20 protein-coding genes and 1 pseudogene are annotated in these 24,510 nt (G+C 73.4%); 8 read left to right on the forward strand and 13 right to left on the reverse strand.

All coding sequences use genetic code 11. The annotated features are described in order from the left end of the window. A pseudogene (locus KIK08_RS24115) lies at positions 1–415 on the reverse strand (2-phospho-L-lactate guanylyltransferase); the annotation flags it as partial. A 107-nt stretch (positions 416–522) separates the two neighbouring features. Between KIK08_RS24115 and KIK08_RS24120 the strand changes: the two are divergent. Genes KIK08_RS24120 through KIK08_RS24130 form a run of 3 tightly spaced genes read left to right on the forward strand, consistent with a single transcriptional unit; the run spans position 523 to position 3,403 of the window. Continuing rightward, a complete protein-coding gene (locus KIK08_RS24120; protein WP_214405521.1) occupies positions 523–1,233 on the forward strand; it encodes a lysophospholipid acyltransferase family protein in 711 nt (236 codons plus the stop codon). Further along, on the forward strand, positions 1,230–2,237 hold the full coding sequence (locus KIK08_RS24125) for an NAD(P)H-dependent glycerol-3-phosphate dehydrogenase (protein WP_214405522.1): 1,008 nt from the start codon (positions 1,230–1,232) through the stop codon (positions 2,235–2,237). The genes KIK08_RS24120 and KIK08_RS24125 overlap by 4 nt, the downstream gene beginning before the upstream one ends. Before the next feature lie 38 nt (positions 2,238–2,275). After that, positions 2,276–3,403: a cystathionine gamma-lyase gene (locus tag KIK08_RS24130; protein WP_214405523.1), complete on the forward strand. Its 1,128-nt coding sequence runs from the start codon at positions 2,276–2,278 to the stop codon at positions 3,401–3,403. 1,512 nt (positions 3,404–4,915) lie between these two features. Here KIK08_RS24130 and KIK08_RS24135 read toward each other — a convergent pair. From KIK08_RS24135 to KIK08_RS24190, 12 genes are all read right to left on the reverse strand, one after another. Beyond that, complete coding sequence (locus tag KIK08_RS24135; protein WP_214405524.1) at positions 4,916–6,577, reverse strand: ABC transporter substrate-binding protein; 1,662 nt, start codon at positions 6,575–6,577, stop codon at positions 4,916–4,918. A gap of 64 nt (positions 6,578–6,641) precedes the next feature. Continuing rightward, positions 6,642–7,544, reverse strand: coding sequence for an ABC transporter permease (locus KIK08_RS24140; protein WP_214405525.1), 903 nt, complete (start codon positions 7,542–7,544; stop codon positions 6,642–6,644). 10 nt (positions 7,545–7,554) lie between these two features. After that, entirely contained in the window at positions 7,555–8,505 is a 951-nt protein-coding gene (locus KIK08_RS24145; RefSeq protein ID WP_214405526.1) for an ABC transporter permease, read from the reverse strand. Then, a complete protein-coding gene (locus KIK08_RS24150) occupies positions 8,502–9,545 on the reverse strand; it encodes an ABC transporter ATP-binding protein (RefSeq protein ID WP_214405527.1) in 1,044 nt (347 codons plus the stop codon). The genes KIK08_RS24145 and KIK08_RS24150 overlap by 4 nt, the downstream gene beginning before the upstream one ends. After that, a complete protein-coding gene (locus tag KIK08_RS24155; RefSeq protein ID WP_214405528.1) occupies positions 9,545–10,609 on the reverse strand; it encodes an ABC transporter ATP-binding protein in 1,065 nt (354 codons plus the stop codon). The genes KIK08_RS24150 and KIK08_RS24155 overlap by 1 nt, the downstream gene beginning before the upstream one ends. A gap of 111 nt (positions 10,610–10,720) precedes the next feature. Further along, positions 10,721–11,476: a PHP-associated domain-containing protein gene (locus KIK08_RS41885; RefSeq protein WP_214405529.1), complete on the reverse strand. Its 756-nt coding sequence runs from the start codon at positions 11,474–11,476 to the stop codon at positions 10,721–10,723. Continuing rightward, positions 11,473–12,267: an SDR family NAD(P)-dependent oxidoreductase gene (locus KIK08_RS24165; protein ID WP_214405530.1), complete on the reverse strand. Its 795-nt coding sequence runs from the start codon at positions 12,265–12,267 to the stop codon at positions 11,473–11,475. The genes KIK08_RS41885 and KIK08_RS24165 overlap by 4 nt, the downstream gene beginning before the upstream one ends. 27 nt (positions 12,268–12,294) lie before the next feature. After that, positions 12,295–13,797 carry an MFS transporter gene (locus KIK08_RS24170; protein ID WP_214405531.1) on the reverse strand — a complete coding sequence of 501 codons (1,503 nt, stop codon included), beginning with the start codon at positions 13,795–13,797 and terminating at the stop codon, positions 12,295–12,297. Between the two features lie 29 nt (positions 13,798–13,826). Then, complete coding sequence (locus KIK08_RS24175) at positions 13,827–14,939, reverse strand: acyl-CoA dehydrogenase family protein (RefSeq protein WP_214405532.1); 1,113 nt, start codon at positions 14,937–14,939, stop codon at positions 13,827–13,829. Positions 14,940–14,950: 11 nt separating this feature from the next. Further along, positions 14,951–15,856: an SDR family NAD(P)-dependent oxidoreductase gene (locus KIK08_RS24180; protein ID WP_250557703.1), complete on the reverse strand. Its 906-nt coding sequence runs from the start codon at positions 15,854–15,856 to the stop codon at positions 14,951–14,953. Beyond that, on the reverse strand, positions 15,853–17,109 hold the full coding sequence (locus KIK08_RS24185; protein ID WP_214405533.1) for an acyl-CoA dehydrogenase family protein: 1,257 nt from the start codon (positions 17,107–17,109) through the stop codon (positions 15,853–15,855). The genes KIK08_RS24180 and KIK08_RS24185 overlap by 4 nt, the downstream gene beginning before the upstream one ends. Before the next feature lie 13 nt (positions 17,110–17,122). Beyond that, positions 17,123–19,417 carry an acetate--CoA ligase family protein gene (locus tag KIK08_RS24190; protein ID WP_214405534.1) on the reverse strand — a complete coding sequence of 765 codons (2,295 nt, stop codon included), beginning with the start codon at positions 19,415–19,417 and terminating at the stop codon, positions 17,123–17,125. 191 nt (positions 19,418–19,608) lie between these two features. Between KIK08_RS24190 and KIK08_RS24195 the strand changes: the two genes are divergently transcribed. The 5 genes from KIK08_RS24195 to KIK08_RS24215 all read left to right on the forward strand — a co-directional run bounded on the left by KIK08_RS24195 (position 19,609) and on the right by KIK08_RS24215 (position 24,429). Further along, a complete protein-coding gene (locus tag KIK08_RS24195) occupies positions 19,609–20,460 on the forward strand; it encodes a MaoC/PaaZ C-terminal domain-containing protein (protein ID WP_214405535.1) in 852 nt (283 codons plus the stop codon). 71 nt (positions 20,461–20,531) lie between these two features. After that, positions 20,532–21,719 (forward strand): thiolase C-terminal domain-containing protein, encoded by a 1,188-nt coding sequence (locus tag KIK08_RS24200; protein WP_214405536.1) that lies wholly within the window; start codon positions 20,532–20,534, stop codon positions 21,717–21,719. Between the two features lie 2 nt (positions 21,720–21,721). Next, entirely contained in the window at positions 21,722–22,138 is a 417-nt protein-coding gene (locus KIK08_RS24205; RefSeq protein WP_308257840.1) for a Zn-ribbon domain-containing OB-fold protein, read from the forward strand. Positions 22,139–22,213: 75 nt separating this feature from the next. Then, a complete protein-coding gene (locus KIK08_RS24210; protein ID WP_250557709.1) occupies positions 22,214–22,846 on the forward strand; it encodes a TetR/AcrR family transcriptional regulator in 633 nt (210 codons plus the stop codon). A 227-nt stretch (positions 22,847–23,073) separates the two neighbouring features. Continuing rightward, entirely contained in the window at positions 23,074–24,429 is a 1,356-nt protein-coding gene (locus KIK08_RS24215; RefSeq protein ID WP_308257841.1) for a sugar transferase, read from the forward strand. The last annotated feature ends 81 nt before the right edge of the window (positions 24,430–24,510 follow it).

Raw genomic sequence — 24,510 nt, forward strand, 5'->3', positions numbered from 1 at the left:
CGGCGAACAGGGTGGCGGCGGCGCCCAGCGCGCCGCACAGCTCGTCGGGGCGCAGGGCCGGCAGGTCGGCCTGCAGCGCGCCGACGACGGCGGCCGGGTCGCGCCCACGCAGCAGCGCAGCGCCGCGGCGGTAGGCGGCGTTGAGCCCGCTGACCGGGCCGTCCGGCACGACCTCGACGCCGACGGCGGCCAACTCGGCCGCGACGACCGGGTCGGAGCTGACCACCAGCAGGTGGCGCACGGCCGGGCAGCCGCGCACCGCGGCCACCGTGTCGTGGGCCAGCGCCAGCGCCAGCCGGGCGTGCGCGGCGGGTTCGCCGAGCCCCCCGTCGGCCGCGCCGCGCAGCCGCGTCTTCGCCGCATGCAGCGGCTTGACCGGCACCACCAGGTCGACCGCCGCGATCGTCGGACTCACCCCTCCATGGTGCCCGTCGCGACGGCCAGGGGTGAGACCCCGGTGGTGGACCCGACAGGTCCGGCCGGGAAGACTCTGCGGGAGTGCCGCCGAAGTGGGAGGAACGTGTGCGAAAGCGAGAGAAGGGCGGATTCTGGATCGCGTTCTGCGCGGCCTTCTTCTACCCGTTCGGCTGGCTGGTCGGGCGGGCGCGCTACCAGGGGCTGACCCACATCCCGGCCAGCGGTGGCGCGCTCGTCGTGGCGAACCACATCTCCCACCTCGACCCCATCTACTCCGGGCTGGTCGTGCACCGGGCCCACCGCGTGCCGCGGTTCCTGGCCAAGCACAGCCTGTGGAAGGTTCCCGTGTTCGGCCGGGTGCTGCGCGGGGCCCAGCAGATCCCGGTGTACCGCGACTCGGCGGAGGCCCAGCAGAGCCTGCGGGCCGGCGTCGACGCGCTGAACTCGGGCAAGGTCGTGGTGATCTACCCGGAGGGCACGATCACCCGCGACCCCGCCGTCTGGCCGATGTACTCGCGCACCGGCGTCGCCCGGCTGGCGCTGTCCACCCGGGTGCCGGTGGTACCGATGGTGCACTGGGGCACCCGCGACGTCCTGGACGGCTACAACAAGCGGTTCCGTCCGCTGCCGCGCAAGCCGATCACCATCCGCTGCGGCGAGCCGGTCGACCTGTCCGCCTACCGCGACCGGCCGCTGGACGCCGCCCTGCTGCGCGAGGTCACCGACCTGCTGATGGTCCGCGTCCGGGCGCTGCTGGCGGACGTGCGCGGCGAGCCCGCGCCCACCGAGTTCTTCCGCCGGGAGGCCCCGCGATGACCGAGGTCCGCAGGGTGGCCGTGCTCGGCGCGGGGTCGTGGGGCACCGCGTTCGCCAAGGTCATCGCCGACGCCGGGCGCGAGGTGCGGCTGTGGGCCCGGCGCCCCGAGGTGGCGGCGTCGATCAACCAGCGGCACACCAACCCCGACTACGTGCCCGGCGTCGAGCTGCCCGGGCTGCTCACCGCCACCACCGACGCCGCCGCCGCGCTGTCCGGCGCCGACGCCGTCGTGCTGGCGGTGCCGTCGCAGACCCTGCGCGGGAACCTGGTCGGCTGGCGCGAGCTGCTGCCGCCCGGCAGCACGCTGGTCAGCCTGGCCAAGGGCGTGGAGCTGGGCACGCTGCAGCGGATGAGCCAGGTCGTCGTCGACGTGGCCGGGGTCGCGCCGGACCGGGTCGCCGTCGTCTCCGGGCCCAACCTGGCCCGCGAGATCGCCGCCGAGGAGCCCACGGCCACCGTCATCGCCTGCACCGACCACGACCGCGCGGTCGCCCTGCAACACGCCTGCACCACCGGCTACTTCCGCTCCTACACCAACACCGACGTCGTGGGCTGCGAGATCGGCGGGGCCGGCAAGAACGTCATCGCGCTGGCCTGCGGGATGGCCGCCGGGATGGGCTACGGCCACAACACCACCGCCTCGCTGATCACCCGCGGGCTGGCCGAGACGGCCCGGCTCGGCGTCGCGCTGGGTGCCGACCCGATGACGTTCGCCGGCCTGGCCGGGCTCGGCGACCTGGTGGCGACGTGCTCGTCGCCGCTGTCGCGCAACCGCACCTTCGGCGAGCGCCTCGGCCGCGGGCAGAGCCTGGCCGAGGCCGAGGAGGCCAACCACGGCCAGGTCGCCGAGGGCGTGAAGTCGTGCACGTCGATCTGCGCGCTCGGCGAGCGCCACGGCGTCGAACTGCCGATCGCCGACGCCGTGCGCCGCGTCTGCCACGAAGGGCTCTCCGCCGCGGAGATGGGCAAGGAGCTCATCACCCGGGCCCCCCGCCACGAGTGACGCCCCCCGCGTCGAGAACGACGTTATCGTGGTCATCCGTGTCTGTTGATCACGACGGCGTCGTTCTCGACGGGGACGGGACGCGGTGCGTGCACGGCGGGCAGCCCGACCCGGTGACCGGGCAGCCGCTGCACGCGGGCCCGGTGCTGTCGGCGCCGTTCCACCTCGGGCCGCCGGACGAGCCCACCCCGGCCGACTTCTACGGCCGCTCCGACAACCCCACCTGGCGCGCACTGGAGTCCGCGATCGGCGAGCTCGACGGCGGCGAATGCGTCCTGTTCGCCTCCGGCATGGCCGCCATCGCCGCCGTGCTGCGCATCGGCGCCGCCCGCGGCGGGCTCGTCCTGCCGTCGGACGGCTACTACCAGGCCCGCGCGCTGGCGCACGCCGAGCTGGGCCCGCTCGGGGTGGCGATCCGCGAGGTCCCGACGGTGGGCGAGTGGCCGACGCTGGACGGCGCCGGCCTGGTGCTGGCCGAGACCCCGTCCAACCCCGGCCTGGACGTCCGCGACATCCCCGCCGCCGCCGCGGCCGCGCACGCCGCCGGCGCGCTGCTCGCCGTCGACAACACGACAGCGACCCCGCTCGGGCAATCGCCGCTGGCCCTCGGCGCCGACCTCACCGTCGCCTCCGACACCAAGGCCCTCGCCGGCCACGGCGACGTCCTGCTCGGGCACGTCAGCACCCGCGACCCGGAGCTGGCCGCCGCCCTGCGCGCCGCCCGCACCCGCGGCGGCGCCATCCCCGGCCCGCTGGAGACCTGGCTCGCCCACCGCGGCCTCGGCACCCTCGACCTCCGGCTGGCCCGGCAGGCCGCGAACGCCGCCGCGCTGGTCGAACTGCTGCTGGCGCACCCCGCCGCGACCGACGTCCGGTGGCCCGGGCACCCGTCCGACCCCGCGCACGCCGTCGCCGCGCGGCAGATGCGGCGGTGGAACGGGGTGCTGCGGTTCACGCTGCCCTCGGTCGACGCCGTCGGGCGGTTCCTCGGAGCGTCGCGGCTGACGGGGTCGGCGACGAGCTTCGGGGGGCTGCAGTCGACGGCGGACCGCCGGGAGCGGTGGGGCGACGCGGTGGCGCCGGGGTTGGTGCGGTACTCAGCGGGCTGCGAGGACACCGCCGACCTCGTCGCCGACGTCCGGCAGGCCCTCGACGCCGTGGGCTGAGCCGAGGTCCGCGTCACCTCGCAGCCCTGGGCGTGTCCTCGCAGTGCGCCGGCGCGCTGCCACAACCCACCCCGTGCTGCGAGGCCCACCCCGTGCTGCGAGGCCCACCCCGTGCTGCGCGCCCGGCCCCGGGGGCGTCCTCGCAGGCCCGGCCGCGTCGCGCAGCGCCTGGTGGGTGCTCGCAGTCCGCCGGCGCGCTGCGAGGACACGGCCCGTGCTGCGAGACCCACCCCGCGCTGCGCGCCCGGCCCCCCGGGCGTTCTCGCAGATCCGGCTGCGTCGCGCAGCGCCTGGTGGGTGCTCGCAGTCCGCCGGCGCGCTGTGAGGCCGCGCCCCGTGCTGCGAGGTCCACTTCGCCCTGCGAGGCCGCACCTCGTGCGGCGAGGCCCGCTCCGTGCTGCGCGCCCGGCCCCGGGGCGTTCTCGCAGGCCCAGTTGTGCCGCGCAGCGCCCGGTGGGTCGTCGCAGTCCGCCGGCGTGCTGCGAGGCCGCACCTGGTGCTGCGATGCCCATCCCGTGCTGTGCGCCCGGCCCCTGCGCGCGTTCTCGCAGGCCCGGTTGCGCCGCGCAGCGCCCGGTAGGTGCTCGCAGCCCGCCGGCGCGCTGTGAGGCCGCGCCCCGCGCTGCGAGGCCCACTTCGCCCTGCGAGGCCGCACCTCGTGCGGCGAGGCCCGCCCCGTGCTGCGCGCCCGGCCCCGGGGCGTTCTCACAGGCCCAGTTGTGCCGCGCAGCGCCCGGTGGGTCGTCGCAGCCCGCCGGCGCGCTGTGAGGCCGCACCTGGTGCTGCGATGCCCATCCCGTGCTGTGCGCCCGGCCCCTGCGCGCGTTCTCGCAGGCCCGGCTGCGCCGCGCAGCGCCCGGTAGGTGCTCGCAGTCCGCCGGCGTGCTGCGAGGACGCACCCCGTGCTGCGAGGGGGCACCTCGTGCTGCGAGGCCCATCCCGCGCTACGCGCCCGGCCCCCTGGGGCGTTCTCCGGCTGCGCCGCGCAGCGCGCGGTGGGTGCTCGCAGTCCGCCGGCGCGCTGCGAGGCCGCACCCCGTGCGGCGAGGTCCACTTCGCCCTGCGAGGCCGCACCTCGTGCGGCGAGGCCCGCTCCGTGCTGCGCGCCCGGCCCCGGGGCGTCCTCGCAGGCCCAGTTGCGCCGCGCAGCGCAGGGTGGGTCGTCGCAGTCCGCCGGCGCGCTGTGAGGCCGCGCCCCGTGCTGCGAGGCCCAGTTCGCCCTGCGAGGACGCACCTCGTGCTGCGCGCCCCGCCCCGTGCTGCGCGCCCCGCCCTGGCGGGTCCTCGCAGGCCCGGCTGCGCCGCGCAGCGCCTGGTGGGTCCTGGCAGCCCGCCGGCGCGCTGCCAGGACACAGTCTGCGCTGCGCGGACACAGTCTGCGCTGCGAGGGCCGCCCCGTGTTGCGCGGACACCCCGGAGGGCAGGCGGCGCTGAACGTGGGAGAGCCGCCGCCGAGGATCGGCGGCGGCTCCCCGGCACAGCCGGGCCACGCTGTCCGAGCGAGCTGACCCGTTACCCCGTGCGGCCCGGGGCCTCCGGGCCGAGCCACATGCGGGCCTGGTGTCGGGTGCCGTAGTCCGGGTGGGACCACGCGTCGTGCAGGTAGCTCTTGTAGATGGAGAGGCCGTCGTAGACGTAGAGCGGGATCGGGTTGGAGACGTTCTCGATGATGTAGCGCTGGGTGTCGAGCAGCATCTGCTCGCGCTTGGTGTCGTCCAGCTCGCCGCGCTGCGCGTTGATCATCTCGTCGAGCTGCGGGTCGTTGATGTTGTACCAGTTGCGGGCGCCGGTGCTGAGCCACTCGCCGGTCAGGTAGTCGTCGGCGGCGAGGAAGGGGGTCTGCAGGCCGTAGCCGATGTCGTAGTTCTTCTGGGCCCAGCTCTCGGTGAAGTAGGTCGCGTAGTCCTGGACGTCGAGCTCGACCTTGATGCCGACCTTGGCCAGGTCCTCCTGGACCCACTGGGCCTCGCGGACGACGTTGGCGCCGTAGCCGTCGGTGACGATCATCTTGGCGGTGAAGCCGTCGGGCAGGCCGGCCTGGGCGAGCAACTGCTTGGCCTGCTCCGGGTCGTAGGGCTGCAGCTTCGCGGACTCCTCGGCGGGGAGGCCGCCGAACAGGGTCGGGCTGACCGGGCCGGTCTCGTTGCCGCCCGCGCGGATCGCGGCGACCATCGCCTTGCGGTCGATGGCCAGGGCGACGGCCCGGCGGACCTCCAGCTTGTCGAACGGGGCCTTGGCCTGGTTCATGAAGACGCGGGTCTCGGTGAGGCCCGCCTCGCGGAACAGCACGGCGTCCGGGTCCTCGGCCATGACCTTCTCGGCCTGGGTCTTGTCCAGCGAGAGGGTGGAGAGGAAGTCGGTCTGCCCGGTGCGGAACGCGGCCAGCGAGGCGGCCTGGTCGGGCACGATCGAGATCTGGATCCGGTCGATGTAGGGCTGACCCTCGACGAAGTAGTCGGGGTTCTTGACCAGCACGCGCTCCCGGTCGCGGTTCCAGGTCTCCATGACGTAGGCGCCGGTGCCGATGGCCTGGGTGTTCAGGTCGAACTGCCCCGACGTGCCCTCGCAGGGCAGGATCCACATGAAGTGCCCGGCCATGTTCGTGTCGAACTCGGCGTAGGGCGTCTTCAGGGTGAAGACCACGGTGTACGGGTCGGGCGCGGTCCAGCCGGCGACGGTGGCGAGCTGGCCGACCTGCTGGCCGGGCAGCGCGCGGATGCGGTCCATCGTGCAGATGACGTCGGCCGAGGTGAACTCACGGCCGTTGACCGGGGCCGTGTTGTGCCACTTGACGCCCTTGCGCAGGTTGAACGTCCAGGTCAGGCCGTCGGGGGAGACGTTCCAGGTCTCGGCCAGGTCACCCTCCAGCTCGGAGGCCCCGTAGGGGATGTCCGGGCCGGTCTTGTAGTCGACCAGCTTGCTGTAGGTCGAGCCGATGGCGATGTGGGTGTTGTAGGACGACTGGGTGTGCGGGTCGAGCGACTTGGCGTCCGACGGGAGGGTGTAGCGGAACGTGCCACCGGGCTGCGGCGGCCCGGCGTCCTGCTGCAGGGGTCGTTCCTGGTCGAGCGCGCCGCCGCCCCCGCCCGTGTTCGCGGGACTGAAGCACGCGGTGCCCAGCAGGGCGACCATGAGGATGACCAGAGCGACTCTGATCCGGCTGAGGCTGCGCATGAGGACTCCCGACGTTGGGATCGAACGTGCGTCAGTAGGGGGCAGGAGGAGGGACGGGAACGGGCTAGCGGCTCGACTGCTTCGGGTCGAAGAAGTCGCGCATGGCGTCGCCGAGCAGGTTGAAGGCGAGCACGCCGAGGGTGAGCGCGCCGCCGGGGAAGACCACCATCCACGGGGCGATCTCCATGTAGCGGGAGCCGTCGCTGAGCATCGCGCCCCAGGACGGCGTCGGCGGGGGTGTGCCGATGCCCAGGAAGGACAGCGCCGACTCGGCGATGATGATGATCGCGAACGTCAGGCTGGCCACGACCAGGATCGGGGCCAGCAGGTTGGGCAGGCCGTGCCGGCGCAGGATGCGCCACGTGCTGCAGCCGCTGGCCCGGGCCGACTCGACGTAGAGCTCCTCGCGGATGCGCAGCATCTCGCCGCGGGATACCCGGTTGAACGTCGGGATGACCAGCAGCGACAGCGCGATGACGGTGTTGCGGATGCTCGGGCCGAGCAGGGCGGCGATGAACAGCAGCAGCACGATGCCGGGGATGGCCATCAGCGTGTCCATGATCCGCTGCAGCAGGGTGTCGACCCAGCCGCCCGCGAAGTAGCCGGACGCGACCCCGATGACTATGCCGATGATCCCGCCGGCGACCAGCGTGCACACCGCGACCAGCAGCGACGTGCGGGCCCCGTAGAGGACGCGGCTGAAGATGTCGCGGCCCAGGTCGTCGGTGCCCATGAGGTAGGGCGAGCCGGGCACCGCCAGGAACGCGTCGCGGTGCTGCGCGGTGGGGTCGAACGGGGCGATGAACGGGGCCAGCGCGGCCGCGGCTACGAACAGCACGATGACCACGGCGGCGACGGCGCCCAGCGGCTGGGTGCGCAGCAGCCGGCCGAGGCCGCGGCGCCCGGCGCGGGCGCGCACGGCCGGCGGGGCCACGACGGTGGCGGGTCCGGCGTCGACTTCGCTCATGTGCGCTCCCTCACGCGTACCGGATCCGTGGGTCGATCACTCCGTAGAGCAGGTCGACCACGAGGTTGACGGTGACGAACACGGCGCCGAACACGACGACCGCCCCGAGGACGACGGGGTAGTCGCGCATCTGGACCGCCTGGAAGATCATCGAGCCCATCCCGGGGATGGCGAAGATCGACTCGAGGATGACGGTGCCGCCGAGGATGCCCCCGACCTGCACGCCGATCAGGCTGAACACCGGCACGAGCGAGTTGCGCACGGCGTGGGTGAACAGCACGGTGCGCTCCGGGGCGCCCTTGGCCCGGACGGTGCGCACGAAGTTGGAGCGCATGACCTCCAGCAGCGACGAGCGCAGCATGCGGGCGATGGCGGCCATGCCGGACACGCCCAGTGCCAGCGCCGGCAGCGCCATCTGGGTCAGGTTGGAGACCAGGTCCTCGCCGGGGCTGCGGTACACCAGCGGCGGCGACCAGGAGAACCAGATCGCCAGGTAGGTGACCAGCAGCAGGCCGAGCCAGAAGTTCGGGATCGAGAGCCCGGCCACCGAGACGACCCGCAGCGACTGGTCGAGCCAGCTGTTCTGCTTGTAGGCGGCCAGCAGGCCCAGCGGGATGCCCAGCGCGATGCTGATCACCAGGGCCATCAGGCCGAGCTGCAGGGTGATCGGGAGCCGCTCGGCGATGATCGAGGTGACCGGCTGCTGGCTCTGGAAGGAGATGCCGAAGTCGCCGGTGAACGCGTCGCCGAGGAACTTGAACAGCTGGGTGATCAGCGGCTGGTCGAGGCCGAGGGCGGCGGCGCGGGCGTCGAGCTGCTCCTGGGTGACGCCGGGCGCGTCGGCCAGCTGCAGGCGGACGACGTCGCCGGGGATGAGCCGCAGGGTGAGGAAGACGAACACGGTGACCAGGGCGATCACCAGCAGGCCGTAGAGCACCCGGCGGACGACGTACTCGATCATCGGACCGCCTTCCCGTTGGTCGGGGTGATGTCGAGCAGGTGGCAGGACGCCGTGCGCCCGCCCTCGCCGGCGGGCAGCGGCGCCGGCACCTCGGTGGAGCAGCGGTCGAAGGCCTGCGGGCAGCGCGGGTGGAACGGGCAGCCCGACGGCGGGTTGCTGGGGCTGGGCATCTCGCCGCGGACGACGACCCGGCGGGTGCCGCCGCCGGTGCGCGGGTCGGCGGCGATGGCGCCGGCGAGGGTGCGGGTGTAGGGGTGCTGCGGGTCGGTCATCACCGCCTCGGCCGGGCCCTGCTCGATGATCCGGCCCAGGTACATGACGCAGATGCGGTCGGAGATGTAGCGCACGACGTTGAGGTCGTGGGCGATGAACAGGTAGCTCAGCCCGAGCTCGACCTGCAGCTTGCGCAGCAGGTTGAGCACCTGGGCCTGCACGGAGACGTCCAGCGCCGAGACGGCCTCGTCGCAGACCAGCAGCCGCGGGTTGGTGGCCAGCGCGCGGGCGATGCCGATGCGCTGGGCCTGCCCGCCGGAGAACTGGTGGGGGTACTTGTCGAGGTCGCGGCCGGACAGGCCGACCAGGTCGAGCAGCTCGGCGGCGCGGTCGCGGGCCTGCTTGCCCGAGGAGATCCCCTGTGCCTCCAGCGGTTCGGTGATCACCGAGCTGATGGTCATCCGGGGGTCGAACGAGCTGACCGGGTCCTGGAAGACGATCTGCATGTTGCGCCGCAGCGGGGTCAGCTCGCGCTGGCTCAGGCCCGCGATCTCGCGGCCGTCGAACTTGACCGAGCCGGCGGTGGGGCCGAGCAGCCGCAGCACCAGCCGGGCGACCGTGGACTTGCCCGAACCGGACTCGCCGACCAGGCCGACGGTCTCGCCGGCGCCGATGGTGAAGCTGACGCCGTCGACGGCGCGGACGTGGCCGACGGTGCGCCGCAGCAGGCCCTTGGTGATCGGGAAGTGCTTGACGAGGTCGGTGACCTCCATCAGCGGCGCCCCGGGGGTGGCGGCGGGGTCGACCTGCGTGGCGGGGGAGGCCATCAGATCCCCTTCCGCGTCGTCAGCGGGGGTCCGGCCGGGGCGAGCTCGGCGGACAGCGGCGGCGCCGGCGGGGCCACGACGGCGCTGCCGCCGCCCTCGCGGTGCAGCAGGCAGCGGCTGGTGCGCCCGCCGGGCAGCTCGTAGAGCGGCGGGACCTCGTGCGTGCACGCCTCCCACGCCATGGCGCAGCGCGGGTTGAACCGGCAGCCGGCGGGCATGTCGCGCAGCGCGGGCACGGCGCCGGGGATCGCCGGGAGCTGGCGCTCCTTGGCCGAGTCGGGGTGCGGGATGGCGGCCAGCAGTGCGGCGGTGTAGGGGTGCTGGGGGTTGCGAAGGACCTGGGCCGTGGGGCCCTGCTCGACGACCTGCCCGCCGTAGAAGACGACGACCCGGTCGGCGGTCTCGGCGACCACGCCCATGTCGTGGGTGACCAGCAGCATCGCGGTGCGGTACTCGCGCTGCAGGTCGTGCAGCAGCTCCAGGATCTGGGCCTCGATGGTGACGTCGAGCGCGGTGGTGGGCTCGTCGGCGATCAGCAGCCGCGGCGAGCAGGCCAGCGCGATGGCGATCATGACGCGCTGCCGTTGGCCGCCGGAGAGCTGGTGCGGGTAGGAGGCGAGGCGCCGGCGCGGGTCGGGCATGCCGACCTGCTCCAGCAGTTCGACGGCGCGCTCGCGGGCGGCCCGCTTGGTGACCCGGCGGTGCAGCCGCAGCGCCTCGACGATCTGGTGCCCGACCGAGTAGAGCGGGTCGAGCGAGGTCATCGGGTCCTGGAAGATCATCGCGATGTCGTTGCCGCGGACCTTGCGCATGGCCTTCGGGTTGAGCGGGGCGAGGTCCTTGCCGTCGAAGCGGACCTGGCCGCGGCTGATCCGGCCCCCGTCGAGCAGTTTCAGCACGGCCAGCGCCGTGACGCTCTTGCCGGAGCCGGACTCGCCGACGACGGCGACGGTCTCCTCGGCGCCGACGGTGAAGCTCACCCCGGCGACGGCTTCGACGGGGCCGTCCGCGGTGCTGAACTCGACGTGGAGGTCGTCGACCTCCAGCAAGGGTTGCGGGTGCACGCAGCCTCCTCGTTGGGGCGGGTGCGCTCGCCGGGAGCGAGCGGTCCGAAGCCGGGTTTAGAATCAGGCTCTAGAACGTATCTCGATCGTGATGCACGCCACCGTGTGCTGTCAAGGCTCGTCCCGGGAGCGCCCGGACGGCCGCTGAACTGCGGCTGAACCGTTACCGGCCGGACCGGGGCCGGTCGCGCGCACGGCCCTCGGGTAGCGCAGCGCGTGCGGTCTGAGCTCCCCGACCAGGCGTCCGCGGCCCAGCGCGTCGAGGAACGCGGACGGGCCGTCGAAGTCCGGCATCTCCACCCAGGCGGCCCCGACGCCGGCCGCGTCGTGGGCGTCCGAGCCGGCGCTCACCGGAAGTCCGTGCCGCGCGGCCAGCGCGGCGGCCTCCGCGTTGTGCGCCGCGTCCCCGACCTTCGCGTTGAACGCCTCGACGAACGCCACGGCCCCGCTCGCGCACAGCTCGTCGGCCACCGCGCCGGTGCCCGACCGGACCGGGTCGTAGGGGTGCGGCAGCCCGACCAGCCCGCCCTGCGCCGCGACCCGTTCGATCACCACCGCCGTCGGCAGCACGTACGGGATGCGCTCGCGCAGGAACAGCCCGAGCAGCTCGCCGTCCGGGGTCCGGATCTCCTCGCCCACCTCGATCCGCACGCCGAGATCGCGCCTGCGCAGCTCCAGCGCGGCGTAGACCTCGTGGTGGTCGGTCACGAACACCACGTCGACGCCCTCGGCGACGGCCCGCTCGGCCAGCTCCTCCAGGCCGAGCACGGCGTCCCCGGACGCGACGGTGTGCAGGTGGCAGTCGACCCGGACCCACCCGGGCGGCGGGCCGGGCGCTGCCGATGGTGAGCTCGCGAGCTCGCTCACGACGGGGCGTTCGCGGCCAGCTCGTCGAGCAGCTCCTGGGAGTAGGTGACGCGGCCGGTGAGCGGTTCGGCGCCCGCCGGGGTCGGCCGGACGAGCGCGTACGCGGCCTCGGCCATCACGTCGTCGGGTTCGGCGTTCGGGTCGTCCTCGGTGGTCAGGTGGTGGAACAGCGTGCCCGGGGTGGGCACGACCTTCACCGGGGACAGCGCGTTGACGCGGATGCCGTCCGGGTGCAGCTCGCCGGCCAGGCCCGTGGAGAAGCGCTCCAGCGCGGCCTTGCACATGCCGTAGACGGTGCCGCCGCGCCCGGCCCGGGTGGGCGGCGGGTGGATCGCGGCCCGCGAGGAGATGTTGAGGATCGCCCCGCCGCCGCGCTCGCGCATGCCCGGCACGACGCGGCGCGACAGGTCGAACGGCGCCGCCACCTGCACCTCGAACATCAGCGCGTAGTGCTTCTCGCCGAAGTCGACGACCGGGGTGAACCAGGTGACCGCGGCGTTGTTGACCAGCACGTCGATCGGTCCGAGCCGGGCGGTCACCTGCTCGACGAGCGACTCGCGCTCGGCCGGTACGGCCAGGTCGGCGCGCACCGCGATCGCCCGCCCGCCGACGGACTCGATCTGCGCCACGGTCCCGGCGATCGTGCCGGCGAAGCGGGACTCGCCCTCGGCGACGGTGCGCGCGGACACCGCGACCGAGGCGCCGGCCGCGGCCAGCCGGCGCGCGATCGCCGCCCCGATGCCGCGGCTGGCCCCGGTGACCAGCGCGACCTTGCCGTCCAGGTCTCCCATCAGCTCCTCCAGAGTCCGTCGGTCAGCTCAGTTGTCGTCGACCGCCACCGCGGGCGGGCCTCCCGCGGGTGCCGCCGTGCGCCGCCCGACCAGGGAGGTCAGCACGCACAGCGCGGTCATCACGGCCATCAGCCCGAACGCCCAGCGGAACCCGGTCACCAGATCGCCGAGGGCGTCCGGGGACAGCTGGGCGATCGAGCCCTCCAGCACCTGCCCGCGCAGCGGGGCCGGTAGCGGCAGGCTGATCAGGGTCAGCGAGACCGCGGTGCTGATCACCACCCCGGAGCTCTGCGCCATCAGCCGCACGCCGTTGGTGATGCCGAGCCGGTCCGGGGGCACGTCCTGCAGCATCGCGGTGCTGTTGGCCGGGACGAACCCGCCGGAGCCCAGGCCGATCACCAGCACCGCGATGATGAGCAGCCAGTAGGGCGTGCGCACGTCGATGACCAGCAGCAGGAGGACCATCCCGACCAGCGAGATCGACGACGCCAGCGCCGCCACCGTGCGGGCCCGCACCCGGCGCATCAGCAGCCCGGCCCCCGGCGACGACACGATCGAGGCCACCGCCAGCGGCAGGACCTTGATGCCGGCCTCGCTGGGCGTGTCGCCCTGGGCGGCCTGGAAGTACAGCCCCATGAGCAGCACCACCGCGAACCGCGACATCGTGCCCAGGAAGCCCGACAGCACCCCGATCCCGACGACCGGATCGCGGAACAGCCGCACGTCGACCACCGGGAACGCGACCCGCCGCTCGACGACCAGGAACACCGGCACGGCCAGCGCGAACGCGGCCAGCCCGACCAGCACCACCGGGTCCAGCCAGCCCGTGCTGCCCGACTGCGACAGCGCCACCAGCAGCCCGCCGAGCCCGACCAGCACCAGCAGGTTGCCGGCCGGGTCGAGCGCGACCCGCTCCCGCGAGCGCGGCACCCGCTCCATCACCCGCAGGCCCCACAGCAGGCACACCACCCCGATCGGGACGTTGAGCAGCAGCGTCCAGCGCCACCCGAACTCGGTGGTCACCACCCCGCCCACGGTCGGGCCGAGCATCTGGGCCAGCGAGAACGAGGCCATGTAGACACCCAGGCCCTGCCCGAGCAGCCGGCGCGGGAAGGCGGCGGTGACCAGCGCCGCGCTGTTCGTGATGATCATCGCCGCGCCGATCGCCTGGAGCACCCGGCAGCCGATCAGCAGCCCGACGTCGGGCGCCACCCCGGCGGCCAGGCTCGCCGCGGTGAACAGCCCGACGCCGGTCAGGTACATCGACCTGCGCCCGAACACGTCCGCCAGCCGACCGAAGAAGATCATCAGCGTGACGTGCGCGAGCTGGAAGCTCATCAGCACCCAGCTCGCCTCGAACGGGGTGGCGTCCAGGCCGGAGACGATCGCCGGCAGGGCGATGGTGAGCGAGCTGTTGCTGATCCCGCTCATCAGCGACGCCAGGCACACCACCGACAGCAGCCGGTACGCGTACCGGATGCGGGTGCGCTCGGTGTCCTGCCCCGCCCTCGCCGACCCGACCCCGACCACCGATCGTTCGATCCCCCGTCCGCTCCCGCTCAGACCCCGATGGCGTCGGCCAGCTTCGCCCGGTGGAACGTCGGGTCGCCCAGCCAGAGCTTGGACGCCTCGGCGCGTTTGAGGTGCAGGTGCGCGTCGTGCTCCCAGGTGAAGCCGATGCCGCCGTGGATCTGGATGTTCTCCGCGGCGGCGAAGAAGTAGGCGTCCGAGCAGTAGGCCTTGGCCAGGCTGGCCACCGCCGGGACCTCCGCCGAGTCGCCGGCGATCGCCCATGCCCCGTAGTAGGCCGCCGCCCGCGCCGACTCCACCCGCAGCATCACGTTCGCGGCCTTGTGCTTGACGGCCTGGAACGAGCCGATGAACCGGCCGAACTGCTGGCGCTGCTTGGCGTACTCCACGGCCATGTCCAGCGCCCGCTGCGCCCCGCCGACCTGCTCCAGGGCGATCAGCACGGCCACCTTGTCCAGGGTGGCGGCCATCGACGCCGTCGCCCCGCCGTCGGTGCCGACCAGCCGGCCGGCGGCGCCGTCCAGCTCGACGGTGGCCATCGGCCGGGTCTGGTCGAGGGTGTTGACCGCGGTCCGGGTGACCCCGGCGGCGTTCGGGTCCACCGCGAACAGCGACAGCCCGGCGTCGCCGCGCGCCACCACCAGCAGCAGGTCGGCCAGCGCGCCGTCGGGCACGTAGGCCTTGGTGCCGTGCAGTGTGAACCCCTGGCCGTCCGCGCGCGCGGTGGTCGAGGTGGCCGCCAGGTCCCAGCGGCCGTCGGGCTCGGTGCTGGCGACCGTGGCGATCGTCGTGCCGTCGGCGATGCCGGGCAGCAGGTCCTTGGCCGCCTCGTCGTCGCCGGAGTCGAGGATCGCGTAGGTGGCGAACAGCGTGGACAGGAACGGCCCGGGGAAGATCGCCCGGCCGAACTCCTCCTGCACCACCGCCAGCTCGACGAACGTCGCGCCGCTGCCGCCGTGCTCCTCGGGGACCACCAGCCCCTGCAGGCCCAGCTGCTCGGCCATCCGCTTCCAGCGGGCCGGGTCGTGGGCGTCGCGGGTGTCCATCAGCGCCCGGACGGTCTCGGTGGGCATCTCGTTGTCGCAGAAGCGGCGCACGGACCGGCGCAGCTCCTCCTGCTCGGGGTCGAACACGAGTTGCATGCTGGCGCTCCCTACCTGGTCTGGCCGCTGACGGCGGGCTTGAAGACGCGTTCGACGAGGTCGGCCAGCTTCTCCGGGTCCCACGGCGCGTCGGAGTTGAGCTGGCGGATCGGGGCCGGCCTGTTGAGCAGCTGCACCTCGTAGCCGCGGGCCCCGATGACCTGCCCGGTGAGCCAGTCCGACGCCGGGCCGGCGATGTAGCCGACGATGGGCGCGATGTTGTCGGCGGACATCTCGTCGTCGTCCATCGCGGAGCGGCGGCGGTCGCTCGGGATCGACCCGGTCATCCGGGTGGCCGCGCCGGGGGAGATGGCGTTCGCGGTGACGCCGTACTTGCCCAGCGCGTTGGCGCAGGAGTAGGTGAGCCCGACGATGCCCATCTTCGCCGCGGCGTAGTTGGGCTGGCCGGGCGCGCCGTACAGGCCGGACACCGAGGTGAAGTTGATGATCCGGTAGTGGCCGTCCGGGTTGCGCTGCTCGCGCCAGTAGGCCGCGGCCGGCTTGGTCGTGGCGTAGTGGCCCTTGAGGTGGACGCGGATGACGTCGTCCCACTCCGGCTCGGCCAGGTTGAAGATCATCCGGTCGCGCAGGATGCCGGCCACGTTGACCAGCACGTCCAGCGAGCCGTAGTCCTCGATCGCGCCGCGGATCAGCCCCTCGGCCGCCGCCACGTCGGAGATGTCGGAGCCGTCGACCTTCGCCGTGCCACCGGCCGCGGTGATCTCCTCGACGACCTGCTGGGCCGGGGTGGCGTCGCCGCCGCCGCTGCCGTCGAGCTCGGCGCCGAGGTCGTTGACCACGACGGCGGCGCCCTCGGCCGCGAACAGCTTGGCGATCCCGGCGCCGATGCCGCGCCCGGCGCCGGTGACGACGGCGACGCGGCCCTCCAGCCGGCCCTTCAGCGGGTTCGCGGTCATCGCGCACCCCCGACGGCCGCGGCGGCCTTTGCCGCGGCCGGTGCCTGCGGCTCGCGCGGCAGGCCCAGCGCCCGCTCGGAGATGATGTTGCGCTGGATCTCGCTGGTGCCGGAGAAGATGGTGCCGGCCCGGCTGGCCAGGAAGACGTTCTGCCACTTGCTGGTCTTGTAGCCCTCGCCGTCGGGGCGGACCAGCGCGCCCGCCCCGAGCAGGTCGGCGGCCAGCTCGCCGACGGCCTGCTCGTACTCGCTCCAGAACAGCTTGTTGATCGAGGCCTCCGGTCCCGGCTCCTTGCCCTGGGCCAGCTGCGACATCAGCCGGATCCCGGAGAACCGCATGATCTCGACGTGGCTGTGGCACCAGGCGAGCCGGTCGCGCACCGCCGGGTCCTTGTCGCGGCCGACCTCCCTGGCCAGCTCCACCAGCTCGGTGAACTGGCGCTGGTACTTGAGGTAGCCGGTGGTGGCGCTGCCGCCGCGCTCGTGGCCCAGCGTGGTCATCGCGACCCGCCAGCCGTTGTTGAGCCCGCCGATGACGTTGAACAGCGGGGCGCGGGCGCCGTCGATGAACTCCTCGCCGAACTCCGCGGAGCCGGTCAGCTGCTTGACCGGGCGGGCGTCGATGTTGTTGTCCGTGAACGGCGTCAGGACGTAGGACAGGCCCTTGTGCTTGGGGGCGTCCGGGTCCGTCCGGCAGATGATGAAGATCATGTTCGCCCGGTAGAAGCCGGAGGTCCAGATCTTCTGGCCGGTGATCACGATCTCGTCGCCGTCGACGACGCCGCGGGTGGTCACGCCCGCGAGGTCGGAGCCCTGGCCGGGCTCGGAGAAGCCCTGGCAGTACACGTCCTCCCCGGAGATGATCCGCGGCAGGAAGTGGTTCTGCTGCTCCTCGGTGCCGTGCACCATGATCGACGGGCCGACCATGCCCTCGCCGAATCCGCGCCGGATGCGCGGCAGGTTCGCCCGCACCAGCTCCTCGGAGTAGATGGCGTTCTCCACCGGGCCCAGCCCGCGCCCGCCGAACTTGGTCGGCCAGGTCGGGCAGATCCAGCCGTCCGCGTGCACCCGCCGCGACCACTGCGCGTACTCCTCGGAGTGCTCCGCCTTCTCGAACGCCGCGCGGTCGCCGCCGGTCAGCGGTGTGCTGGTCCAGTCCACCATCTGCGAGAGGCCGGCGGGAGCCGCGGCGGCGATCCAGTCGCGGACCTCCTTCCGGAAGGCCTCCGCCTCGGGACCGAGGTCGAGTTCCATGTCCTTCCCTCCCTCAGGACCCAGCCGGGTCCGGGTCGCTGACTGCACTGACTGCGCTGACTGCGCTGACTGCGCTGACTGCCTTGCCGTCCTGCGCCACCACGAGCACGTCCAGCGCCTCGACCGAGTCGCCGTCGACCCGCAACGGGTTGATCTCCAGGGTCTGCAGGGCGGCGCCGAGCCCGCCCGCCGCGGCCGCGACCCGCGCGACCACCTCGGCCACCCGGTCCAGGTCGGCCGGGCGGGTGCCGCGGGGGCCGCGCAGGACCGCCGCGCCGCGCAGCTCGCCGAGCATCCGGCGCACCTCGGTGGCGTCGACCGGCAGCAGCCGCAGCGAGACGTCCTCGAGCACCTCGATGAACACCCCGCCGAGCCCGACCGCGAGCACCGGCCCGAACGACGGGTCGACGGTGACGCCGACGAACAGCTCGGTCGCCGGCGCGCGCATCGGGCTGACCAGCACGCCCTCGATGTCGTCCGAGACCGCTCGTCCGGCCGCGCGCACCCGCTCGAACGCCTCACGTACCGCCCGCTCGCCGTGCACGCCGAGGGCGACGCCGCCGACGTCGGACTTGTGGGTGATCGCCGCCGAGCAGATCTTCAGCGCCACCGGGCCGGCGACGCGGTCGGCCGCGGCCACCGCCGCGTCGGCGTCGGTGACCAGTTCGGCCGGCACGACCGGCACCCCCGACGCGGCGACCAGGTCGCGGGAGCGGGCCTCCGACCACGGGCCGGACGGGATGCCGGCGGGCGCCGGCGCCTGCTCGGTGGACGGCGGTCGGGGGCGCAGCGCGCGCGTCTCCTGCCAGCGCAGGGCCTGCCCGATCGCGGTCAGCCCGAACTCGATCCCGGCCAGCACGTGCAGGCCGTTGCGGTCGAGCAGCGACTGCGCGTAGGGGGAGAGGTCGCTGCAGGTCGCGGTGAAGTTGACGATCGGGACGGGCGAGCGCTCGGTGGAGGTGGCGATCTGGGCGACCCGCCGCTCGATCGTGCTCGGGTCGGGCGGCTCGACGGCCGGCAGCGCCAGCATGTTGAACACGAAGTCGATGCCCGGGTCGTCGACCACCGCCTCCAGGGCCATGTCGCCCAGCCCGGCCTGCGCGGAGCCGCGCTCGGCCAGGATGATCCCGGTGACGTCGAGGGGGTTGTGCGCCGCGGCGAAGGGCGGCAGCACGGCCTTCAGCCTCTCCGTGGTGGCCTCGGCGAAGTCGACGATGCGCACGCCCTCGTCGGTGCTGCGGTCGGCGATGATGTCGCAGGCGCCGCCGGAGGCGGTCACCACGCCGACCCGGCGCCCCTTCGGCACCTGCCCGGAGGTGAGCAGCCCGGAGGTGATCAGCAACTGCTCCAGGCTGCCCACCCGGATCACCCCGAACTGCCGGAACGCGGCGTCGACCACGGCGTCGTCGCCGGCCAGCGCGCCGGTGTGGGCGAGCGCGGTGCGCTGCCCGGCCTCGGTGCGGCCCACCTTCAGCGCCACGATCGGCTTGCCCCGCTCCAGGGCCCGGGCGGCGAGCCGGGTGAACCGGGGCGCGTCGCGCACCGACTCCAGGAACAGCCCGATGACCTCGGTGTCGTCGTCCTCGATCAGGTGCTCGACGACGTCGGCTGTGGTGATGACGGCCTCGTTGCCCATCGAGGTGAGCAGGCTGATGCCCACCTGGTGGGCCCGGGCGAAGGCGAGGACGTTGCTGGTCAGCGCGCCGCTCTGGAGCACGATCCCGAGCGGGCCGCGGCGCAGCGGGGGCACGATGCCCAGCCCGAACGGGGCGACCGACGCGGCGGCGTTGACGTAGCCGAGGCAGTTGGGCCCCAGCAGCGTGATGTCCAGCTCGACGGCCTTGCGCACCAGGCTGGCCTCGGCGGCGCGGCCCTGCTCGCCGCCGCCGTCGCCGTAGCCGGAGGCCAGCACGATCGCGTTGCGGATGCCGGCCGCGGCGGCGTCCTCCAGGACGCTCTCGACGGCTCGGGTGGGGGCCAGGACGTAGGCGAGGTCGACCGGCTCGTCGAGGTCGCGCAGGGTCGGCACGGTGGGCCGGTCGAAGGCGGTCGGCCGGGTGGGGTGCACCGGGCGCAGCGGTCCGGTGAAGCCGGAGGTGGCCAGGCTGGCCACGATGAACTGGCCCCAGCCCGAGGAGTCCGACGCGCCGACCAGCGCGACGCTGCGAGGGGCGAAGAAGGAGCGCAGGCGCTCGGGAGTGGCGAGCCTGCGGCGGGCTTCGGTCAGCTCCGCGGCGGTGGGATCGGGCCCGGCGCCGGGTCCGGCCGGCCCCGCGTCGAGCGTCGCTGATCGTGTGGACTGCGGCATGTCTGTCCTCCCGGACCACGGCGTCCGTGCATGCTGGATCGGCGTCCTAGAATCGCGTTCGGTAGCCATGACACCGCCCGTCGTTAGCGTTGTCAACGGTCTTGACACGGGCGCCCGGCGGCCCCAATGCTGTCTTAGAACCTCGTTCCAAATCGTGCCTGCGGGTACCGACTCCGCGATCGGGAGCAGCGATGACGCTGGACCACAGCCTGGTGGGGGAAACGTCCGAGCCGGTCGAGAAGACCTGGGACTCCAAGGACGTGATGCTCTACGCGCTGGGGCTGGGGGCCGGCGCCGAGGACCCGCTGCAGGAGCTGGAGTTCACCACCGAGAACACCGCGGGCGTCGAGCTGAAGGTGCTGCCCACCTACGCCGTGCTGGCCGCGCAGGGCCGCGGCGGCGGCCGCAAGATGGGCGACTTCGACCCCGCCAAGCTGGTGCACGCCGAGCAGGGCTTCGAGCTGCACGCCCCGCTGCCGGTCGACGGCCGGGTGTCGATCACCTCGGCGATCACCGGCATGTACGACAAGGGCAAGGGCGCGCTGGTCACCACCGAGGCCACGGCCGTCGACGCGGAGACCGGCAAGCCGCTGATCACCAGCCGCAGCGGGGTGTTCATCGTCGGCGAGGGCGGCTTCGGCGGCGACCGCGGCCCCAGCGACGACTGGGCCGCGCCCGACGGCGAGCCCGACCACGTCGTCCGGTACCAGACCAGGCCCGACCAGGCGCTCCTCTACCGGCTCTCCGGCGACCGCAACCCGCTGCACGCCGACCCGGCCTTCGCCGCCCGCGGCGGCTTCCCCCGCCCGATCCTGCACGGCCTGTGCACCTACGGCTTCACCGGCCGGGCGCTGCTGCGCGCGCTGTGCGACAACGACCCCGACCGCTTCGACTCGATGTACGGCCGCTTCTCCCGACCGGTGCTGCCCGGCGACGAGCTGGTCGTCTCGATCTGGCGCGTCGGCGCCGGGACCGCGCTGTTCCGCACCGCCACCGGCGACGGCACGGTCGTGATCGACAAGGGCCGCGTCGGCTTCCACTAGGCCGCCTCCGCAACCCACGTACCCCCGTTCGGGGGCCCCTCTTACGACTCCACTCCTTCCGGGAGGTCCGCATGGCTCCGCGCGCCGCGGCGATAGTCGGCATCCACGAGCACCCGTCCCGTCGCGTCGACGGGCTGTCCACCTGGCAGATCAAGGGTGAGTCCGCGGCCGCGGCGCTGGCCGACGCCGGGCTCACCTTCGCCGACGTCGACGCCGTCTACGACGCCGGCGAGACCGGGCCCATGGCCGGCATCGCCGTCCCCGAGTACCTCGGCATCACCCCGCGGCTGGTCGACACCACCGGCGTCGGCGGCAGCTCCTACGAGTTCCACGCGGCGCACGCGATGCGCGACATCGCCGCCGGCAAGGCCGGCGTCGCGCTGCTGACCTACGGCTCGACGGCGAAGAGCGACTCGCGCTCCATCGGCACCGGCGGGCCGCGGCCGATGGCCTCGGTCGCCCCGGGCACCAACATGGAGGCGGCGTTCGGGATGCCGCTCATCGCCAACTACGCGCTCGTCGCCCAGCGGCACATGCACCAGTACGGCACCACGCCCGAGCAGCTCGCCGAGATCGCGGTCACCACCCGGGCGCACGCGGTGCGCAACCCCGAGGCCGTCGCCGCGCTGACCGCGCTGGGCATCAAGAAGAACGGCGAGATCACCATCGACGACGTGCTCGGGTCGCGCACCATCGCCGACCCGCTGCACCTGCTGGAGTGCTGCCTGGTCTCCGACGGCGGCGGCGCGGTCGTCATCGCCTCCGCCGACGTCGTCAAGGACACCGCCAAGGCGCCGGTCTGGCTGCTGGGCGCCGGCGAGGCCGTCGGCTACCCGGGCAACGACCGCGACATCACCACCAGCGCCGCGGTGCTCAGCGGCCCGCCCGCCTTCGCCGAGGCCGGTGTCCGACCCGAGGACGTCGACATCGCGATGATCTACGACTCGTTCACCATCACGGTGCTCACCCTGCTGGAGGACCTCGGCTTCGCCAAGAAGGGCGAGGGCGGCCCGTTCGTGGAGGGCGGGCGGCTGCGCTGGGACCGCCCCGGCGCCCCGGCGCTGAACACCGACGGCGGCGGGCTGTCGTCCAACCACCCCGGCATGCGCGGCATCTTCCTGCTCATCGAGGCGGCCCGGCAGCTGCGCGGCGAGTCGACCTCGCAGGTCGAGGGCGCGCGCACCGCCGTCGCGCACGGCAACGGCGGGCTGCTCGGCACCCGGCACGCCGCCGCCACCGTCATCCTCGGGAAGGACTGAACGTGACGTCCACGGAGAGCAAGCCCGCTCCGCAGCGCCCGCTGCCCTCGCTCGCCGACCCGGACACCGGCGCGTTCTGGCGGGCCACCGGCGAGCACCGGCTGACCTACCAGGTGGGCGACGACGGGCGCGTCGTGTTCTTCCCGCGCCGCCACGGCGGCGGGCAGGTGCGCGACTCGGCCGGGCTCGGCGAGATCTACACCTACACCGTCGTCCGCCAGCACGGGCACCCGTTCTTCCGCGCCCACGCGCCCTACGTCGTGGCGCTCGTCGACATGGACGAGGGCTTCCGGGTGATGGCCGAGGTCGACGCCGACCCGGACAGCGTCCACATCGGACAACGGGTGCGGGTGGGCTGGGAGGATCACGAGGTCGGGGACGAGCGGTTGGCGATCCCGGTGTTCTCGCCCGCCGGGTAGGTGCACCGGTTCGCGGCGCCGTACCGTAGCGGGTGAGGACCCGTTGCGTCGTGGGTTCGAGGAGGCGCGGTGGCGATGCGGAGCGACGGCCGTGCGGCACGTCAGTGGAGCAGCACGGAGCAGACCCGAGCCCAGTTCCTCGACGCCGCGCGCGCCGTCTTCGCCGAACGCGGCTTCGCCGAGGCCTCGGTCTCGGAGGTCGTCGAGCGGGCCGGCTCCAGCGTGGGCAGCCTCTACCACCACTTCGGCGGCAAGGCCGAGCTGTTCACCGCGCTCTGGGAGCGCTACCGCGACGAGCAGCAGGCCGCCGCGGCCGCCGCCGTCGCCGACGCCAAGGCCAACGGCGTCGCCGACCCGTTCGAACTGTTCGAGGCGGGTGCCCGGGCGTACATGTCGGCTGCCTGGGGCAACCGCGACATGGTCAAGGTCTTCTACGACGGAGACAGCCCGCCCGGCTTCCAGAAGCTGCTGCGGGTCAGCAGCAAGAAGTGGGTCCGCGACAACTTCCGCCTCCTCGGCGCGCCCGACAGCCCCGTCAACCGGGTCCTGGTGGCCCTGCTGACCAGCTTCATGGGCGACGCCCGCCGCGAGATCGCGTCCGCGCGGTCGAACAAGGAGGCCCGCCAGATGGTGGAGACGATGATGGCCGTGCTGGCCCGGTTGCGCACCGTCATCGAATCCGACCTGATGGCCGACGTGTCCGGCTGAGCCCACCCCGTACGGGTGCCCCGGTTACTCCCCGCTGACGAAACCCCCTAGTTACGAGATCACCGAAACGCCTTCGGGTGATCTATCGACAAGGTGGTTGAGCGTCGGGGAGTTCTGCCGAGGGGACCCATGTGAGTGCCACTGACCAGCGTGTCGTACGCCACGCTCCGACACCGCGGAGATCGTCTCCCGGTCGCGCCCGGACCACCGGCGCCGACCCGGGGCCGGTGACCGTGCGGAGCCGGATGCTGCCGCTGGTGCGCCGCATCCGGGCGTGGATGCTGGTGCTGCCCGTCGACGCCGTCATCCTGCTGCTGCCGGTCCTGTGGAGCGAGCACCAGTGGAAGGCGACGGTCGCCATGGCCGCGCTGTCGCTGGCGCTGCTCACCGGCGGCGGCCGCTACCGCGCCCGGCTGCACCTGAGCGTGCTCGACGAACTGCCCACGCTCCTGGGCAGGCTGCTCACCGCGGCCGCCGTCGTCGCGCTGTTCATCGGCACCCGCTACGCCGCCGAGTCGGTCACCACGTTCCTGGGCAACGTGGCGGTGGCGATCGGCCTGGTCGTCGCCGGCCGGGTGGCGACCACGGCCGTCATCACCTGGAGCCGCAAGCGCGGGCTCACCCGGCACCGCCTGGTGATCATCGGCGGCGGCCCGGTCGCCCTGGAACTCGTCCAGACCCTGGACGGCGACCGGCGCTACGGCCTGTGCGTGGAGGGCTTCGTCGACGACGGCGACCTGCACGACGCCGCCACCGCCACCCCCCGGCTGGGCACCCTCGCCGACCTCGACGCAGTCGTCGCCCGCCACGAGGCCGACGTGCTGCTCATCGCCGACGGCGCCTTCTCCGAGCGCGACCTGCTCGACGTCGTCCGCACCCCCGCCTGCATGCCGGCCGACCTGCTCGTCGTGCCGCGGCTGCGGTACTTCAACACCGCCACCGCCATGTCCGACCACATCGGCTCCATCCCGATCATGCGGATCCGCACGCCGTCGCTGCGGGGGCCCTACCGGGTCGTGAAGCGCGTCTTCGACGTCGTCGTGGCCGGCCTGGCGCTGCTGCTGGTGTCCCCGATCATCGCGGCGTGCGCGCTGGCCGTCCGGATCGAGGGCGGCCCCGGCGTGATCTTCCGCCAACCCCGCGTCGGCCGCGACGGCCGCGAGTTCGACTGCCTCAAGCTGCGCTCCATGCGCCCCACCGACGAGCACGAGGCCTCCACCACGTGGACGGTCGCGAACGACGACCGCGTCGGCCCCGTCGGCCGGTTCCTGCGCCGCTCCTCCCTCGACGAACTCCCCCAGCTGTGGAACATCGTCCGCGGCGACATGACCCTCGTCGGCCCCCGCCCCGAACGCCCGCACTTCGTCAGCCGCTTCTCCCAGGAGTTCGACCGCTACGCCGACCGGCACCGGGTGCAGGCCGGGCTGACGGGGCTGGCGCAGGTGAGCGGGCTGCGCGGGGACACGTCGATCGCGGACCGGGCCCGCTACGACAACTACTACATCGAGAACTGGTCGCTCTGGCTGGACGTCAAGATCATCCTGAGGACGTTCTCGGAGGTGTTGTTCGCGCGGGGGCGGTGACGGTCGGACCGCCTCCGGCGGCGCCGTCGAGCTGACCCGGCTGGACGAGAGCGGCGTTAGTCCGACCAGGTTGGACGAACG

It is taken from the genome of Pseudonocardia lacus, from assembly GCF_018531445.1.
Lineage (GTDB): Bacteria > Actinomycetota > Actinomycetes > Mycobacteriales > Pseudonocardiaceae > Pseudonocardia > Pseudonocardia lacus.

Excerpts from the sequence above, each read along its gene's own strand:
- KIK08_RS24165 (WP_214405530.1), bottom strand. The coding sequence starts at position 12,267 with ATGGGAGACCTGGACGGCAAGGTCGCGCTGGTCACCGGGGCCAGCCGC.
- KIK08_RS24145 (WP_214405526.1), bottom strand. The coding sequence starts at position 8,505 with ATGATCGAGTACGTCGTCCGCCGGGTGCTCTACGGCCTGCTGGTGATC.
- KIK08_RS24180 (WP_250557703.1), bottom strand. The coding sequence starts at position 15,856 with ATGACCGCGAACCCGCTGAAGGGCCGGCTGGAGGGCCGCGTCGCCGTC.
- KIK08_RS24140 (WP_214405525.1), bottom strand. The coding sequence starts at position 7,544 with ATGAGCGAAGTCGACGCCGGACCCGCCACCGTCGTGGCCCCGCCGGCC.
- KIK08_RS24175 (WP_214405532.1), bottom strand. The coding sequence starts at position 14,939 with ATGCAACTCGTGTTCGACCCCGAGCAGGAGGAGCTGCGCCGGTCCGTG.
- KIK08_RS24195 (WP_214405535.1), top strand. The coding sequence starts at position 19,609 with ATGACGCTGGACCACAGCCTGGTGGGGGAAACGTCCGAGCCGGTCGAG.
- KIK08_RS24150 (WP_214405527.1), bottom strand. The coding sequence starts at position 9,545 with ATGGCCTCCCCCGCCACGCAGGTCGACCCCGCCGCCACCCCCGGGGCG.
- KIK08_RS24185 (WP_214405533.1), bottom strand. The coding sequence starts at position 17,109 with ATGGAACTCGACCTCGGTCCCGAGGCGGAGGCCTTCCGGAAGGAGGTC.
- KIK08_RS24200 (WP_214405536.1), top strand. The coding sequence starts at position 20,532 with ATGGCTCCGCGCGCCGCGGCGATAGTCGGCATCCACGAGCACCCGTCC.
- KIK08_RS24190 (WP_214405534.1), bottom strand. The coding sequence starts at position 19,417 with ATGCCGCAGTCCACACGATCAGCGACGCTCGACGCGGGGCCGGCCGGA.
- KIK08_RS24210 (WP_250557709.1), top strand. The coding sequence starts at position 22,214 with ATGCGGAGCGACGGCCGTGCGGCACGTCAGTGGAGCAGCACGGAGCAG.
- KIK08_RS24125 (WP_214405522.1), top strand. The coding sequence starts at position 1,230 with ATGACCGAGGTCCGCAGGGTGGCCGTGCTCGGCGCGGGGTCGTGGGGC.
- KIK08_RS24135 (WP_214405524.1), bottom strand. The coding sequence starts at position 6,577 with ATGCGCAGCCTCAGCCGGATCAGAGTCGCTCTGGTCATCCTCATGGTC.